Genomic DNA, 15,221 nt, shown 5'->3' with positions numbered 1-15,221 from the left:
CAACGCCTACAGGGTTGATTAGGCGCCTAGAGGGTTAACGGAGCGCTAACGGATCGCGGCTAATTTGATGCTTGTTCGCGCGCCCTCGGCCGGACTGTTGTCCGCGTCGGGATCGGAGCGCCGTGTGTTTGTACAGGCGTAACTCGTGTCATCTTCTGACTTCCGGCATATCGCGGTGCGGATGGAAACGGGAAAGGCCGAGCGGCTTTTCCGGGCCGCCATTTCGGCGTTCTGCTCGCTGCCGCGCCCGTCGCGCCGCGAGATAGCGCAGTTGGAAGACCTTGCCCTGCCATTGTTCGACGATACGCCCAATGAGGCGCTGCGCTTCGGCGCAGCCGCCCTTTCGGAAACCGAATACGCGCCGCGCCAATTGGTGCTCAGGCTTGCCGACGCCAAGGTCGATATCGCGGCGCCGCTCCTGATCCGCTCGCGGGCGTTGACGGATGTTGACCTCATCGCCCTGATCGGCCGTCATGGCTTGCCCCATGCGCGCGCCATCGCCCGCCGCAAGGACCTCAACCCCGCGATTTCGCATCTGATCCGCGCACTGGAACGGCCAGCACAGGGCCGGTCGCGCGAGATGCGCGATACCGCAACTGAGGCGCCTGGACCGGCCAAGCCCATGCCTGGCCAGGCGGCCGAGGCGGTGCGCCAGCGCCTGCGCGCGGTGATGGCCGACCCTAACAACACCGCCACCACCGCTCCGGCCAGAGCCGACACCAATCCCTACCGGAAGCTGCGCGACATGGCGCTGAGCGGCAACGCCGCCTTCTTCAAGACCGCGCTCGCCGACGCGTTGCGGATCGACTTCGCCACGGCGCATTCGATCGCGGCGGCGGACGACTATTCGCGGCTGCTCACCGCACTGCGCACACTCGAACTCGGCGACGACCACGCCTTCCTGATCGCCGTGGCGGTCTTTCCCGGCCAGTTTCCGCATCCGCAGTCGATCCGCCTGTTCCTCGACCGCTACAGGTTGCTGCCGTTGGACGTGGCGCGCGGCCAGCTGGCGCAGTGGCAGGCCGAGGCGCTGTCGCCGGGCCTGCGCGACGCGCGCGAGACAACCGCCAATTCCGACACGCCGGCGGCAACGCAGCAGGGCAAGCCGGCGTTCAAGGCGTCCTGATCGCGATCAGTTCTTCCACCGGTTCCGAACCCGGCTCGATCTCGACCACCCAGATGTCGGGGTCGAACTTCTTCTCCCGCTCCAGCCTTTTGATGACGACCTCCTCGTCCAGCGTCGTCTCGAGTTTGCCGAACAGGCGCTCGTCGGGCCGCGCGTTGTCATAACTGGTCTGCGGCGCCGGGCCGTAGAGTGTCACCTCGCCGAAGCGATCGCGCGTCAGCACGAAGACGGCGCCCGCCTCGGTGGCGCCGCGCTGGAGGATCGCCGCGAAGCCGCTCGACGAAAAGGCCCGGCGCACCAGCGCCGACACCCACAGGTCGGTGGTCACACGCATGGGCGGGCTCCGCGAGAAGCGGATTGCGGGAAATGCTTTTTCATAGGTGATTGCTGTAGCAGGGCGTGCGCTTGTGTCCAGCGCATGGTCCGTCGCCGTTTTGCCCGCGGGCGGAGAACCCGACCTCAGTTGGTCAGGCCGATCTCGCGCATCTTGGCATAGACCACTTCGTCCGGCTCGCCGGTTTCGGGCAGTCCGAACAGCGACTGGAACTCGCGAATGGCGGATTTGGTGCGGGCGCCGATGACGCCGTCCATCTTGATGTCGTTATTGCCGAAGGCGCGCAGGCCCGCCTGGATCTTGACGAGGCGGGCGTCGGTCTTCTGCTGATCCGTCATGGCATTGGCCGGCGCCGGTTTCGGGACCGTGCCTGTGGTGTCGCTGCGCGGCGCCGGTTGCGGCACCACCGAGGCGGTGGTGGCAATGCCGAGATGGTCGAGCAACGCTCCGTCGATGGCGCCGGAAACAGAGAGGCCCATCTTCTGGCGATAGGTCTCGATCGCCTTGCGCGTCGCCGGCCCGGTCAGGCCGTCGACGGTACCGTCGTAATAGCCGATCTCCTTCAGCACGCCCTGCACCCGCTGCACGACCGGATCGCTCTTGGCGACTGCCTGCTGCGAAGTGGCGGGGACTGCCGCCGCATTCGGGTCGGGTCGCTCAATGTTGATGGTGGTCTCCGGCTCCGGCACGGCCGGTACCGGGAATTGCTGGAAGCTGCGCGTGGCAAAGAAGGCGCCGGTGTGCAGGCCCGGCTGATACCACAGAGCGTTGGCCGAGACGTAGAATAGCGTCACCAGGAAGGCGGTCGAGCCACCGACCAGGACAGGGTTGTTGGCGATCATCTCGCCCAGCGCCGCGGTGCCGGTCTGCAGCATGCCGGGGCGCTTGTTGCGGGCGCCTTTCCTAGGCTGTTTTGCGGAGCGAGCCAAGGCCGGCCTCCTTTTCGTTCCTTGGCTGGGTCAACGGCAGCACGGTCGACTTGGGGGCATTCCCCTTCGGACCATCCACCGGCAGGCTGATGGTCACCTTGGTGCCCTCGCCCGGCGCGCTTTCGACCGACATCGTGCCTTCGTGCAGGCTGACGAGGCCCTTGACCAGCGACAGGCCGAGGCCGGTGCCTTCGAAGCGGCGTGTATAGTCGTTCTGGATCTGCATGAACGGCTTGCCGAGATTGCACAGATCCGCCTCGGCTATGCCGATGCCGGTATCGCTCACCCAGAAATGCAGGCGCGAACCGATGCGGCGCGAACCGATCGAGACCGCGCCGCCGTCCGGCGTGAACTTGACGGCGTTCGAGGTCAGGTTGATGAGGATCTGCTGCACGGCGCGGCGGTCGGCGTTGATCTCGCCCGAATCGGCGGCGATCTGCGTGGTCAGCCGGATGTTCTTGGCCTCGGCCTGCATGTGCATCATCGACTGGCACATCTCGACGGCGTCGACGAAGCGGAACGGCTCCGGCTGCGCCGAATAGGCGCCCGATTCGATGCGCGACACGTCGAGGATCGAAGTGACGACGGCGAGCAGATGGTGGCCGGAATCGCGCACCAGCTCGACATATTCCTTCTGGCGCGGGTCCTTGAAGCCGCCGAATATCTCGTTCAGCAGCATGTCCGAGAAGCCGATGATGGCGTTGAGCGGCGTACGCAACTCGTGGCTGACGGCGGCCAGGAACCTGCCTTTGGCGACATCGGCGCCAGCCGCCGATTCACGCGCGCCGGCCAGCGCATGCTTCAGGTCCTGCATCTCTTCGTTCGAGCGCAGCAGCGCGACGAAACCATCGCCGGCGCGCATCAGGTCGAGCCGGAACGGCTGGTGGTTGGAGGCGCCATCGCCCGCCTCGCCCCTGGGGAGGCGCACGCGCATCTCGACGCTGCGCAGCGCAGCGCCCTCGCGCATGTCGGCCAGCGACGACAGGTAGGCGACGCGGTCGGCCAGATGGATGCGGTCGAACAACCCGTTGCCGGACAGGAGTTCAGGCGCGAGCTTCAACAGCCCGCGCGACTGCGCCGACGCTTCCAGCACCTCGCCGTTCTGCGCCAAACGCAGCACCACGGCGTCGATAATGTCTTCCAGGCGCGTTGCCTCCGGCGTCGCGTCGTCATCGGCGAGCGACCGTCCGAGACCGCGAACGCGCGGCAGCCAGGTCAGGCCCCAGGCGACCGGGAACAGCCAGTGCCAGGCGGTCGGTGCTTCCACCGGCAGCAACGGCGCCAGGGCGAATTGCAGAACGAGCGCGGCGAGCGCAGCCGCGAGGCCAATGCCCGCGGCGCGGCGCGAATTGCCAATCCAGAAAGCCTCGGCCGACAGGGCCAGCGCCAGGATGACCAGCGGCGACGCGAGACCGCCACCGGCGGCGACCAGGCCGGCAAGGCCGACGGCGCCGGCGCCAAGTGCCACGCCAGCGGCCGGCATCAGGCGGCCCGTGGCAGCCACCAGCAGTGCGGTGAACCAGGACAGACCGAAGATCGCGAAAATGGTGGCAACGGTGACATCGGCACCCAGCCTGGCGGTGACCAGGACAACGGCGGCGCTGGCGAACAGGAAAGGTGCCGCCAGCATCAGGCCGATGAAACGGCGCTGGCTGCGGCGGGCGGCCTGATCGGTAACGCCAGCATGCACCAACCGCTCGCAGCCTGCGGCCACGGCGTCGGGCAAATCAACGTATCGGGTCGCTATCGAATTCAACGCAACGCACTCACACTGGTCTGCTTTGCAGATCGCTTTTGTTGATCTGAAACTCGCATCCAGCCTTTAAGGAATGAATAAAACCGGGCCGAACTAGGCCGATCACGGTGCGAATATCGGTATCCCCCGGCATCCATGCCCAGCCGATTGCGGTCATGGTAAACACCGGGTTAGCCGGACCGCCTTCAGGACTTTTCCGGCCATTTCGGACGCTATCGGAGCAGTGCCGGAAAAGACGAATAAACACAGCATCTTAGATGGTTACCGCAGCCCTAACGAAAAAGGCCGCATTTTAGCCTTGTCTAAATCGAAAATCGGGCCTTTCCAGATTGTCTAAAATTTGAGGCAAATTCTCGCATGGACCGCAAGCCGTCCTTTGCGCGGCTGTGTCAGGATCATCCTCAACAAACGAGACTGCGGCACAACGATGCCCGGTCCGGTCACAACGAGAGGGTCGTGTCATGTTCTTTCTGCTCAGAGCCGCTTTCTGGTTCTCGCTCGTGCTGCTCGTGCTGCCGTTCAGCGTCGGCTCCGACGAACAGGGCCAGAGCGTAAACCCCATCCAGGCGCTGCTGGCGGCGCGCGACGCGGTCGGCGACATTGCCGGCATGTGCGAACGCAAGCCCGACGTCTGCGAAACCGGCAAGGCCGCGGTGCACACCATCTCGGTACGCGCCAAGGAAACCGCCAAGATCGCCGCCGACATGCTGGACGACCAGCCGGCCAAGCAGGCCGAGGCCGCGCCGGCCGGCCCGTCGGACACCACGACCATCACCGGCAGCGTCATCCCGACGCCGTCCGCCCGCCCCGATCCGAACAACTGATCGGCCGGGGCGCCAGGCCCCGATCCCACTTTTGTCGCGAAAATCCCCTTGCCGATCTTCGGCATCACCCGCAGGCCGCCTCCCTCTCGGCGCCTGCGGTTTTCTTTTTCCGTGACTGTAGCGGCCGGCGTGACTATATCGCCTGCATGAGCGCCACCATCGAAGCCATACGCGACGACTTCTCCCTGCTCGACGAGTGGGAAGACCGTTATCGCTATGTGATCGAGCTGGGCGAAGCGCTGCCGGAATTCCCCGATACCGCCCGCATACCCCAGAACAAGGTGCCCGGCTGCGTCAGCCAGGTGTGGCTGACCACCGAACAGGGCAGCGGCGGCGATCCGGTGCTGACGTTCCAGGGCGATTCTGACGCGCATATCGTGCGTGGGCTGGTGGCGATCATGCTGGCGCTGTTTTCCGGCCACACTTCCAGCGATATCCTGAAGACCGACGCGGAAGCCACGCTGAAAGCGCTGGGGCTGGACGAACATCTGTCGCCGCAGCGCGCCAACGGCCTGCGCTCCATGGTCAAGCGCATCAAGCACGATGCCGAAGCGGCGCTGAAGCAGACCGCCTGAGCGTTTCGCGAAAGACTATCTACCGTCACGCGATGCGCGGGCGATAATCCTGCGCGCCCCAATGCAGGGGTTGCCTTGGTCCACGCGCCGGCGGGCGGTAGTGCCGCGCCAGTACTGCCAGGCCGGTCTTGAGCACGATCTTGGCCGAGCGCAGCGGCCAGCCGCGTTCGCTTTCGACCCGTTCGAGCCCCTTCAGGAAACAGCAGACATCGACCAGAACGCCGGACAGTTCCGGGCCGACCGCCGCCAGCGCGGCCTCGACGCGATGGCGCGCGGCGAGCGCGGCGTCGGTCAGGTCGGCGAGGCCGTCGGCGCGCCGGCCCGACGAGACCGATGCCTCCCAGTTGGCGCCCAGCCTCGGCATGATCTGGCCGCGCGTATAGTCGGCGCGCAGCCTTTCGCCCGCCTCGAATTCCGGTGGGCTCAGAAACGGCTTGCCGTCCTTGGTCTTGCGCCGCACCAGTTGCGCCAGCGGCGATTCCGACAGATTGGCCATGACCGAAACCGGACAGGTGCCGGTATCGGCGGTCACCACGCCAAGTTCGCGTTGTCGCCCGCCAAATGCGTCGGCAGGCGCGGACAGGCGCTGCGCCAGCGCAGCGCCGCTGGCCGTCAATGCCAGGCTGAACCCTTCGCGTTTGATCACGCCGCCGGAAGCGAGCGTGGCAAGCACATGCTCCTCCACCGCGATCGCACCCCGCCCCGAAGCCTCGACAAGCAGCCGGCCCGCGACCGAGGCCGGCCGCAGCGAGGCCGGGCCCGGCATCAGAAAATGCAGCAGCCTTCTTTCGCTTGAAACCACAGTCGCGCACGCCTCCATCTCAGCGCCCCAGCCGGTCGCGGAAGGCGGCATAGGCAATCCGTTCGACCACCAGCACGAGATGGTCGAATTCGGCGTCGTCGCGCATGTCCTCGATGAGGTGGCAGGCATGAACCACCGTCGTGCGGTCGCGGCCGAAGGCGCGGCCGATCTCGCCCTGGGTGAACTGCAGCACGACATGCGCGACATACATGGCGATCTGCCGGACCCGCGTCACCGGCGCCGACGTGCGCTGCGCCTTGCGCAGTTCCCTGCTCGACACCGAAAACAGCGCCGCGGTCATGTCGATCAGCCCTTCGCAAAGTTCGAACACGATCTCGTCGCGTCGCTTCGCATGTGGGTGAGACCCTTCCGAAAATACGAGCCCGCTGGTGGCAGGTTCGCCCGGTTCATCGGCTAGGACGGTCATCAATTGCACGAAACCCCTCCCGTTATAGGAATAAGTTCCTTTGTAGCCGGATACGCCGTACATGTGAACAAATCAAGAACATTGAATCTGGCAAATAGCGCGCAAAGTCTTGAAATGACTTGCGAATAATTTTCACCGTCCCGAAGCGCGCTTGTCCTTTCTCCCCACGCCCCGCGTAGCGGAGATGATCTCACCGTCACAGCAACAGCGAGGCAGGACGGATGAAGCGGTTCGAGGAAGAAGCGAAAAGTTTCGGTGCCAGGAAAACAGCGCAGGCAAACGAGGCACGCCAGCTCGCGGCGACGAGCCTGTTATGCGGCATCGATCTGGCGGCCGCGTTTACCGCGCCGCCCGAGACGAAAGCCAAATTGATGCAAAGGCTTGAGCGGGTCATCGAACGCGAGCGGCTAAAGGGCATGCGCCGCCACTGGAGCTACGATCTCAACCGTCATATCGCGCTGAAACAGGCACTGGACCGGCTGCGCGGCGAAGCGCCGGCGCAAAGCGAGGATGGCGGCCATGTCGGAAACCGGGCGCGCAGCCATGCCCGAAAAATGAAACGGCGCCCGAAGGCGCCGTTCGATCACGCGGGCAACAACTCCTTGGCGAAGCCGTGAACCCGTGAAAAGCCTGGAACTACCGGCCCTTCGGCTTGCGGCCGAGGCCCATCTTCTTGGCCAGCTGCGAGCGCGCGGCGGCATAGTTCGGGGCGACCATCGGATAGTTGGCGTCCAAGCCCCACTTTTCGCGGTACTGGTCGGGGGTCAGCCCGTAATGGGTCATCAAATGGCGCTTGAGCGACTTGAACTTCTTCCCGTCCTCGAGGCAGACGATGTATTCGTCATGAACCGAGCGCTTCGGATTGACAGCCGGCTTCTGCTTGTCGGCAGGCGGCTGTTCCACCGTTCCACCCACGCGGCCAAGGGCAGCGTGAACATCGGCGATCAGATTCGGAAGCTCACCCACCGGAACAGGATTGTTGCTGACGTATGCGGCAACCACGTCTGCGGTCAACTCGATCAGCATATCGCTGTTTTTTGGAGGCGTTTCGACAATATCCATAGCGTTCGGGTCCCAACGAGAGTTAAGTCTTGCCCATTCTGGAGAGGGCGCTGCACGCTTCTGCACAGGCTGTTGCCCGCGAGTCGTGTCACGGGGCTTTAATGGACTTGATAGACAAGTAAGTCAATTCATTCTTCAACTATATTAATACTGCTCAAGAAAATATTCTTTGACGGGTGGATATTTTTCCGTACTCCGTACAACTTCTGCGTTATCGCTTGGCCTAATCGAACCGCGGCTCTGGAGAACATCTTGAACTACATCCGGGCCGCCGGCGAGCGTTTCCCAACCTTCCCCAACGTCAACTACTGAGCAGCGCCTCCCTCGACCGCCGTCCGCCGCGTAAAGAAGCGGGCGCCTCTTGAATGCCGCCGCCTCGCCGTGTTCAGTCGCAACTCGGATTCTGCACAGCGAGATTTGGATGACCCGACCTGCAATTTTTCCCCAGGCCACTGCACCGCGCCCGGAAAAGCGACCCCATTCCGACACCCACCACGGCGTGACCCGGGTCGACAACTATGCCTGGCTGCGGGCCGACAACTGGCAGGAAGTATTCAAGAATTCCTCCGTGCTCGATCCGACGATCCGCAAGCATCTGGAGGCCGAGAATGCCTACCAGGCGGCCTTGATGACCGACACCGCCGACCTGCAGAAAGCTCTGTTCGGCGAGATGAAGGGCCGCATCAAGGAGGACGATTCCTCCGTGCCGATGAAGGACGGCCCCTTCGCCTACGGCTCCTCCTTCAAGCTCGGCGGCGAACAGCCGCGCTATTTCCGCACGCCGCGCGACGGCAGCGAACAGCAGATCCTGCTCGACGGCGACCTCGAAGCCGAAGGCAAGGCCTACTTCCGCCTGGGCGGCGTCGACCACTCTTCCGACCACAAAAGGCTGTTGTGGGCCTTCGACGACAAGGGCTCCGAATTCTACACGCTATACGTGCGAGATCTTGCCGACGGAAACGATCTTGCCGACCGCATCGAGGATACTGGCGGCGGCGGCGTGTGGGCGGCCGACAACAGCGGGTTCTTCTACACCAGGCTCGATGCCAATCATCGCCCATCCAAGACTTTCTACCATGCGATCGGCGCCAATTCGCAAGAAGATCTTCTTGTCTACGAAGAACAAGATCCAGGTTTCTTCATGAATGTTGGCGGAACGCGCAGCAACGAATGGATCATGATCGGCATCAACGATCACGAGACCTCCGAATACAGGCTGCTGCGCGCCGGCGAGCCGCTTGCCGAGCCGAAGCTGGTGGCGGCACGCGAAATCGGGCTGCAATACGACCTCGAGGAAGGCGGCGATGTCTTCTTCATCCTGACCAATGCCGACGGCGCCAAGGACTTCAAGATCATGACCGCGCCGGCACACGACCCTGTGCGCGCCAACTGGCGCGAGCTGGTGCCGCACGAGCCGGGACGCCTCATCCTCTCGGTCATCGGCTTCAAGGACTTCATGGTACGCCTGGAGCGCAAGGACGGCCTGCCGCGCATCGTCGTGCGCGAGCGGGCGAGCGGCGAGGAACATCTGATCTCCTTCGACGAGGAGGCCTTCTCGCTTGGCCTGTCGGGGTCCTACGAATACGACACCGAAATCATGCGGTTCTCCTATTCGTCGATGACGACGCCGTCGCAGCTGTTCGACTACGACATGCGCACGCGCCAGCGCACATTGTTGAAGACGCAGGAAGTGCCGTCCGGCCACGATGCCAGCCACTATGTCACCCGACGGCTGATGGCCCCCGCTCACGATGGCGAATTGGTGCCGATTTCGCTGATCCACCACCGCGACACGCCCATCGACGGATCGGCGCCCTGCCTGCTCTACGGATACGGTTCCTACGGCATCGCCATACCGGCATCCTTCAACACCAACTGCCTCTCCTTGGTCGACCGCGGCTTCGTCTATGCGATCGCCCATATCCGCGGTGGCAAGGACAAGGGCTACGCCTGGTACGAGGACGGCAAACGCGCGACGAAGATGAACACCTTCACGGATTTCATCGCGACCGCCCGGCATCTGGTGGCCGAAGGCTACACCGCCCATGACCGCATCGTGGCGCAGGGCGGTTCGGCCGGCGGCATGCTGATGGGCGCCATCGCCAACATGGCGCCCGACGCATTCGGCGGTATCGTCGCCGAAGTGCCTTTTGTCGATGTGCTGACGAGCATGCTGGACGCGACCCTGCCGCTGACACCGCCAGAATGGCCCGAATGGGGCAACCCGATCGCCTCGGCGGACGACTACCGCACCATCGCGGCCTATTCGCCCTACGACAATGTCGGCGCGCTCGATTATCCACCAATCCTGGCGCTGGCCGGGCTGACCGACCCGCGTGTCACCTATTGGGAGCCGGCGAAATGGGTGGCGCGGCTGCGCGAAATGAAACGAAGCGACAGCCCGGTCCTGTTCAAGATCAACATGGAATCCGGCCATGCCGGTGCGTCCGGGCGCTTCTCCAGGCTGGAGGAGATCGCCTTCACCTATGCTTTTGCTCTCAAGGTGACGGGGAAGATGGAAGCCTGAGCTGTCGGCAGTCGGCAGTCGGAAGAGATTGTTGACGTGGAATTCGCCGTCTCGCCTGTCGCAGCCGACACTGCGACGGGTTTTCTTCCCGACTGCCGATTGCCGACGGCCTTCGCTACTTCCGCGCCGGATAGCCATTGGCGTGCGGCGGTATCGCCTTCAGATAGGCGGCGATCGCGGCGCGATCTTCGGTCGTCAGTTGCGCCATGTTCTTCTGCACGTCGGCCATCGAACCGCCGACGGAATCGAACTCCGGCGTGAAGCCGGTCTCCAGATAGTTGGCGATGTCGGCGGCCGACCAGCCGGCGAAGCTGCCCTTGCCAGGCGTGATGTTCGGCACGATGCCGCCACCTTCGGCGGCGACCGCGCCGGCCAGCCATTGTGTCTTGTCGGGTCCGCCAGAGACATCGCGCGGTGTGTGGCATTCGCCGCAATGGCCGGGCCCTTCAACCAGATAGCGTCCGGCGACGACCGCGGCGGGTGCGTCGGCGGCGAGCGCCACAACCGGGTTGCTGTCTAGATAGAGCCGTTTCCAAAGGCCGATGCCGCGACGAATGGTGAAGGGGAAAGACAGTGAATGCGCCGCCGCCTTTCCGGGAACCGCTGGCAGCGTCTTCAGATAGGCGTAGAGATCGGCCACATCCGACGGCTTCATGCGGGCATAGGAAGTATAGGGAAAGGCCGGATAGAGATGTTCGCCGGAAGGCGAGACGCCGCGCATCATGGCGTTGGCGAAGTCCTCCAATGACCAGGCGCCGATGCCGTCTTGTCTGTCCTGCGAGATGTTAGGCGCAACGAAGGTGCCAAACCCGGTCTTCAGTTCGACCCCACCCACCAGTTCCAGCCGGGCGTCGCCTTCAGCCTTGGGCCGCGCGTGGCAGGATGTGCAGCCGCCGGCGTTGAAGATGCGTTTGCCGCGCACCGCATCGCCCGCCCCGAGCCCGGCAACGGTGGCTGCATCCAGCCCGACCGGCGCGGACAAAATCCATCCGGCTCCGGCGACAATGCCGGCCAGCGCCACGCCGGCGCCGACTATCCTGCCCCACACCGGGCGCGTCCCGTCAGCTCTTCTTCAGGCGATAGGGCTGGTGACAGCCGCCGCAATTGGCGGTCACCGCGCCAAAGCTGGTCTTCAGCGCGTCGACGCTGTCGGGCGCGGCAGCCACGGCTTCCTTCACATTGGCCAGATATTTATCCCCAGCGGCCTTGAAGCCGCTCGGGTCTTCCCAGATCTTCGGAGCGGCTTCGGTTTCGCCCTTGTCGCTGCCGGCCGGGAACATCGTCGCGACATCGAATTTCTGCGCATTCGCTTCCAGGGCCTTGAGCTGGTCGAGCACGGCGGCCGCGTCGAAAGCGGCATCACCCTTGACCACTTTGGCAAGGCCGCCCACGAGCTTGCCGCGCTCCTTCATCAGGGCCTGACGGTCGGCGATCGGATCAGCGAAGGCGGCCGAGCCCGCGAAGGCAAGCATCGAGACGGCGAGGACAAGCTTTCTCATTCGGTGAGTTCCTTGGTTGACGATCGAGACATTCGTATGCCTGGGACAACGGCCAAGGTGGCCCAAAAATTCCGGAATATCCACTCACGCGCCTTTGAACCTCAGTTGAATGGTCGCGAGATCGGCAGGACGGCCAAGCCCGGGCCGCTGGGCCAAAGAAAAAGCCCCGCAAAAGCGGGGCTCCTCCAGATCAAATTCAGTGGACCGAAAGAGCGGTCTTCACGCCTTTTCGTAGAGTTCCAGCACGTAATCCCAGTTGATCAGGCTGTCGACGAAAGCCTCGAGATATTTCGGGCGCGCGTTGCGATAGTCGATGTAATAGGAGTGCTCCCACACGTCGACGCCGAGGATCGGGGTAGCGCCGTGAACCAGCGGGTTCTCGCCGTTCGGGGTCTTGGAGATGGCGAGCTTGCCGTCCTTGACCGAGACCCAGGCCCAGCCCGAGCCGAACTGGGTGGTGCCAGCGGCGATCAAGTCAGCCTTGAACTTGTCATAGCCGCCGAGATCGCTGTCGACCGCCTTCTGCAGCGCGCCCGGCAGCTTGTTGCCGCCGCCGCCCTTCTTCATCCACTTCCAGAAATGGACGTGGTTGTAGTGCTGGGCGGCGTTGTTGAAGAGGCCGGCATTCTTGCCGAACGACTGCTTCACCACCTCTTCCAGCGACAGGTTTTCCATGCCGGCCTCTGCGGCCAGCTTGTTGCCGTTGTCGACATAGGCCTTGTGATGCTTGTCGTGGTGGTACTCCAGCGTTTCCTTCGACATGAAGGGCTGAAGCGCCTCGTAATCGTAAGGCAAGGCGGGCAGTTCAAAAGCCATGGTCGTACTCCTTCGTTGGCAATTTCCGGCAATCTCTCACCGGACAGACATATGGTGGAACTGTCTCGCGACAACCCATGAAACTGGTGTGCGGTTCCTTCTAAAGCATCGCACCGGAAAGTGGCAGGCCGTTTTCGCCATGGAACCGGGTTTACCCGAAAAAATATACTAAGGGAACACTTGGAAAATTAATTTTCAAGCGGTCGCCAGGCCGTGTGGGCAGTTCGAGATCGAACTCGCAAGCGGTCATTCCGGGTTCCACTAAGCGCCCCCGGGAATGACGTAGGTAAGGGTGGCCGGTCGCATCTTATGGAGGCCTAACCGTCCACAGGCTGCTAACCGGCGGGCGTCGAATGCGCCCATTCCCAATAGAGCTCGCGCGCCTTCTTGGCGACCGGACCAGGCTGCAGGTCGCGATCCTCGATGCGGGTGATCGGCACCACTTTCGAATGGTTGCCGGTCGAGAAAATCTCGTCGGCCTCGCGGAAATCGCGCACCGTCAGCGTCTTTTCGGTGGTGCGGAAGCCGTAATCAGCCAACAGCTTGACCGTGCGCGCCCGGGTAATGCCAGACAGGAAGGTGCCGTTGGCGGCGGGCGTGTAGATGTGCCCGTCCTTGACCATGAACACGTTGGACGAGCCGGTTTCGGCGACGTTGCCCAGCATGTCGAGTACCAGCGCATTGTCGAAACCGCGCGCCTTGGCTTCCAGAATGGCGCGGCCATTGTTCGGATAGAGGCAACCGGCCTTGGCATTGGTGGGCATGGTTTCGATCGATGGCCGCCTGAATGGCGACACGGTGATCGAAAATCCGGCCGGCGGCATCATCGGCGCCTCGTAGAGGCACAGGCAGAAGCGGGTCGAGGCGGGATCGGCCGGCACGCCCATATAGCCGCCATGCTCGGCCCAGTACATTGGGCGGATATAGACGGCGGTCTTGCCGTCGAATTTCTTCAGCCCTTCCCAGGTCAGGCCGATGATCGCTTCCGGCGTCATGGTCGGCTCCAGGCCGAGTGCGACAGCCGAGGCGTTGACGCGGGCGGCATGGCGGTCAAGGTCCGGGGCGACGCCCTCGAACCAGCGCGCCCCGTCGAATACCGACGAGCCCAGCCAGAACACGTGGCTGCGCGGCCCGACTAGCGCGACATTGCCCTCATGCCAGTCGCCGTCGACAAAGGTCCAGGTGGTTGAAAGTGCGGCGCTCGCCAAAGTCATGGTCGGATCCCGTTGCTGCCGATGAGGCTGGCAAGATTGGGCGCGAGGCGATGGTGCCGTCAACCGGCATCGGCCGGAATTGGTGAGGCCAGCGGCGACCGCTCCGTATCCGCAACCCCGTCACGCAGATGTGATCGGCTGGCGCGAAAATCATAAAGAAAACCATGTCAAACAAGGCTTTGCGCGACCGGAGCCAGCTTGAAAGGAGGCCGCGCCCGGCGAAAGCCATGAAAATGGCGTTGCCGATCGGCAACACTAGCCGGACCGTCACCCCCTCGCCTCTTTTTGTCCACCTTGCCGCCGGAATCAGAAACGCCTATCGCCCCCATCACAACGGCACGACCGTCAAGCGGGCCAACGCCCATTCACGCTTTCTTCGACATATCGAACTAATCCAAGGCCATTATGCTCAAGACGCCCACCATCCCCATGACCCGCCGGGGGTTCCTGAACACCGCATTGGTCGGCGCCGCCTCGATGGCGCTGGCCGCCTGTACCACCGTCAGCCAGGAGCCGCCGCCGGTGGTAGCACCGCCTCCCCCGCCGCCGCCCGCCGATCCGATCCTGCCCGACTACGCCGTCATGTATGGCCCGGTGGTCGACGAGAATTACGAGATCCCCGCGATCCCCTACCGCAAGATCGACCAGCAGTTCCTGCGCCAGGTCGTTCCGGACCCGACCGGCGAGAAGCCGGGCACGGTCGTTGTCGAGACCTCGACGCATTTCCTCTATGTCGTGCTGCCGGGTGGTCGCGCGCTGCGCTATGGTGTTGGCCTCGGCCGCGCCGGCTTCGCATGGTCGGGCACCGCCGTCATGCAGTGGAAGCGCAAGTGGCCCAAGTGGACGCCGCCCGAAGACATGATCAAGCGCCAGCCGGAACTGCGCAAGTTCAGCGCCGACAATGGCGGCATGCCGCCCGGCCTCAAGAACCCGCTCGGCGCCCGCGCGCTCTATCTGTTCCAGAATGGCGAGGACACGCTCTACCGCCTGCACGGTTCGCCGGAATGGAGCTCCATCGGAAAGTCGGTCTCGTCCGGCTGCGTGCGCCTGATCAACCAGGACGTCATCGATCTCTTTGATCGGGTCAAGAACGGCGCCAAGGTGATCGTCACCGAACGCGCCGGACAGCCGCTGGTCGCCAATTCCTACGACCAGGAGCAGGGTATCCCGATCGACAGCGGCGTCCCCGCTGGCTCGCAGTTGCTCGGCCCCGCCGGCCGCTCCTGGTTCTAAACACCGTTCGATATCGCGAAACGGCCGCTGCCCTGCTCGGACAGCGGCCGTTTTCGTTTGACGCTCGGCCGACGCGCCGTGCTCCAACCCGCCGCGC

At 63.9% G+C, this 15,221-nt stretch carries 16 protein-coding genes and 1 pseudogene; 6 read left to right on the top strand and 11 right to left on the bottom strand.

Annotated elements, in window-relative coordinates:
- Positions 1-145 precede the first annotated feature (145 nt).
- Positions 146-1,126, top strand: a complete 981-nt coding sequence (locus QFZ88_RS22535; RefSeq protein ID WP_024925500.1) for a DUF2336 domain-containing protein — start codon at positions 146-148, stop codon at positions 1,124-1,126.
- Here the strand turns inward: QFZ88_RS22535 and QFZ88_RS22530 are convergent.
- From QFZ88_RS22530 to QFZ88_RS22515, 4 genes are all read right to left on the bottom strand, one after another.
- Entirely contained in the window at positions 1,113-1,460 is a 348-nt protein-coding gene (locus QFZ88_RS22530; RefSeq protein ID WP_024925501.1) for a DUF1491 family protein, read from the bottom strand. The genes QFZ88_RS22535 and QFZ88_RS22530 overlap by 14 nt on opposite strands.
- 125 nt (positions 1,461-1,585) lie before the next feature.
- Positions 1,586-2,389: a peptidoglycan-binding protein gene (locus QFZ88_RS22525; RefSeq protein ID WP_024925502.1), complete on the bottom strand. Its 804-nt coding sequence runs from the start codon at positions 2,387-2,389 to the stop codon at positions 1,586-1,588.
- Positions 2,364-4,082, bottom strand: a complete 1,719-nt coding sequence (locus QFZ88_RS22520; protein ID WP_024925503.1) for a sensor histidine kinase — start codon at positions 4,080-4,082, stop codon at positions 2,364-2,366. Before QFZ88_RS22520 ends, QFZ88_RS22525 begins: the two co-directional genes overlap by 26 nt.
- A gap of 73 nt (positions 4,083-4,155) precedes the next feature.
- Complete coding sequence (locus QFZ88_RS22515) at positions 4,156-4,302, bottom strand: hypothetical protein (protein WP_161773083.1); 147 nt, start codon at positions 4,300-4,302, stop codon at positions 4,156-4,158.
- A gap of 304 nt (positions 4,303-4,606) precedes the next feature.
- Here QFZ88_RS22515 and QFZ88_RS22510 point away from each other — a divergent pair, with 304 nt between their 5' ends.
- Positions 4,607-4,969: a DUF5330 domain-containing protein gene (locus QFZ88_RS22510; RefSeq protein ID WP_024925504.1), complete on the top strand. Its 363-nt coding sequence runs from the start codon at positions 4,607-4,609 to the stop codon at positions 4,967-4,969.
- A gap of 146 nt (positions 4,970-5,115) precedes the next feature.
- Positions 5,116-5,544: a SufE family protein gene (locus QFZ88_RS22505; RefSeq protein WP_024925505.1), complete on the top strand. Its 429-nt coding sequence runs from the start codon at positions 5,116-5,118 to the stop codon at positions 5,542-5,544.
- Positions 5,545-5,569: 25 nt separating this feature from the next.
- On the opposite strand, the gene QFZ88_RS22500 is transcribed toward QFZ88_RS22505, so the two are convergent.
- Together QFZ88_RS22500 and QFZ88_RS22495 are read right to left on the bottom strand one after the other, a co-directional pair.
- Positions 5,570-6,310, bottom strand: coding sequence for a DUF6456 domain-containing protein (locus tag QFZ88_RS22500; protein WP_244431229.1), 741 nt, complete (start codon positions 6,308-6,310; stop codon positions 5,570-5,572).
- Positions 6,311-6,365: 55 nt separating this feature from the next.
- Positions 6,366-6,773 carry a helix-turn-helix domain-containing protein gene (locus tag QFZ88_RS22495; protein WP_024925507.1) on the bottom strand — a complete coding sequence of 136 codons (408 nt, stop codon included), beginning with the start codon at positions 6,771-6,773 and terminating at the stop codon, positions 6,366-6,368.
- Between the two features lie 221 nt (positions 6,774-6,994).
- On the opposite strand from QFZ88_RS22495, the pseudogene QFZ88_RS22490 reads away from it, so the two are divergent.
- Positions 6,995-7,261, top strand: a pseudogene (locus tag QFZ88_RS22490) (cytoplasmic protein); the annotation flags it as partial.
- Positions 7,262-7,409: 148 nt separating this feature from the next.
- Here the strand turns inward: QFZ88_RS22490 and QFZ88_RS22485 are convergent.
- On the bottom strand, positions 7,410-7,835 hold the full coding sequence (locus QFZ88_RS22485) for a MucR family transcriptional regulator (protein ID WP_024925509.1): 426 nt from the start codon (positions 7,833-7,835) through the stop codon (positions 7,410-7,412).
- A 421-nt stretch (positions 7,836-8,256) separates the two neighbouring features.
- On the opposite strand from QFZ88_RS22485, the gene QFZ88_RS22480 reads away from it, so the two are divergent.
- On the top strand, positions 8,257-10,362 hold the full coding sequence (locus QFZ88_RS22480; RefSeq protein WP_024925510.1) for a S9 family peptidase: 2,106 nt from the start codon (positions 8,257-8,259) through the stop codon (positions 10,360-10,362).
- Positions 10,363-10,477: 115 nt separating this feature from the next.
- Here QFZ88_RS22480 and QFZ88_RS22475 read toward each other — a convergent pair whose 3' ends face one another.
- From QFZ88_RS22475 to QFZ88_RS22460, 4 genes are all read right to left on the bottom strand, one after another.
- The gene (locus QFZ88_RS22475) at positions 10,478-11,410 is read right to left on the bottom strand and encodes a cytochrome c (protein WP_036254888.1); all 933 of its coding nucleotides are present in this window, start codon (positions 11,408-11,410) and stop codon (positions 10,478-10,480) included.
- Between the two features lie 13 nt (positions 11,411-11,423).
- Positions 11,424-11,861 (bottom strand): c-type cytochrome, encoded by a 438-nt coding sequence (locus QFZ88_RS22470; RefSeq protein WP_024925511.1) that lies wholly within the window; start codon positions 11,859-11,861, stop codon positions 11,424-11,426.
- A 219-nt stretch (positions 11,862-12,080) separates the two neighbouring features.
- Complete coding sequence (locus QFZ88_RS22465; RefSeq protein WP_024925512.1) at positions 12,081-12,677, bottom strand: superoxide dismutase; 597 nt, start codon at positions 12,675-12,677, stop codon at positions 12,081-12,083.
- 335 nt (positions 12,678-13,012) lie between these two features.
- The gene (locus tag QFZ88_RS22460) at positions 13,013-13,891 is read right to left on the bottom strand and encodes a branched-chain amino acid aminotransferase (RefSeq protein WP_024925513.1); all 879 of its coding nucleotides are present in this window, start codon (positions 13,889-13,891) and stop codon (positions 13,013-13,015) included.
- A 405-nt stretch (positions 13,892-14,296) separates the two neighbouring features.
- On the opposite strand from QFZ88_RS22460, the gene QFZ88_RS22455 reads away from it, so the two are divergent.
- Positions 14,297-15,124: a L,D-transpeptidase gene (locus QFZ88_RS22455; RefSeq protein WP_024925514.1), complete on the top strand. Its 828-nt coding sequence runs from the start codon at positions 14,297-14,299 to the stop codon at positions 15,122-15,124.
- The last annotated feature ends 97 nt before the right edge of the window (positions 15,125-15,221 follow it).

The sequence above is a fragment of the Mesorhizobium sp. YL-MeA3-2017 genome (assembly GCF_030814575.1).
Lineage (GTDB): Bacteria > Pseudomonadota > Alphaproteobacteria > Rhizobiales > Rhizobiaceae > Mesorhizobium > Mesorhizobium terrae.
The sequence above is the reverse complement of the archived record's forward strand: the minus strand, read 5'-3'. Positions and strand labels throughout refer to the sequence as shown.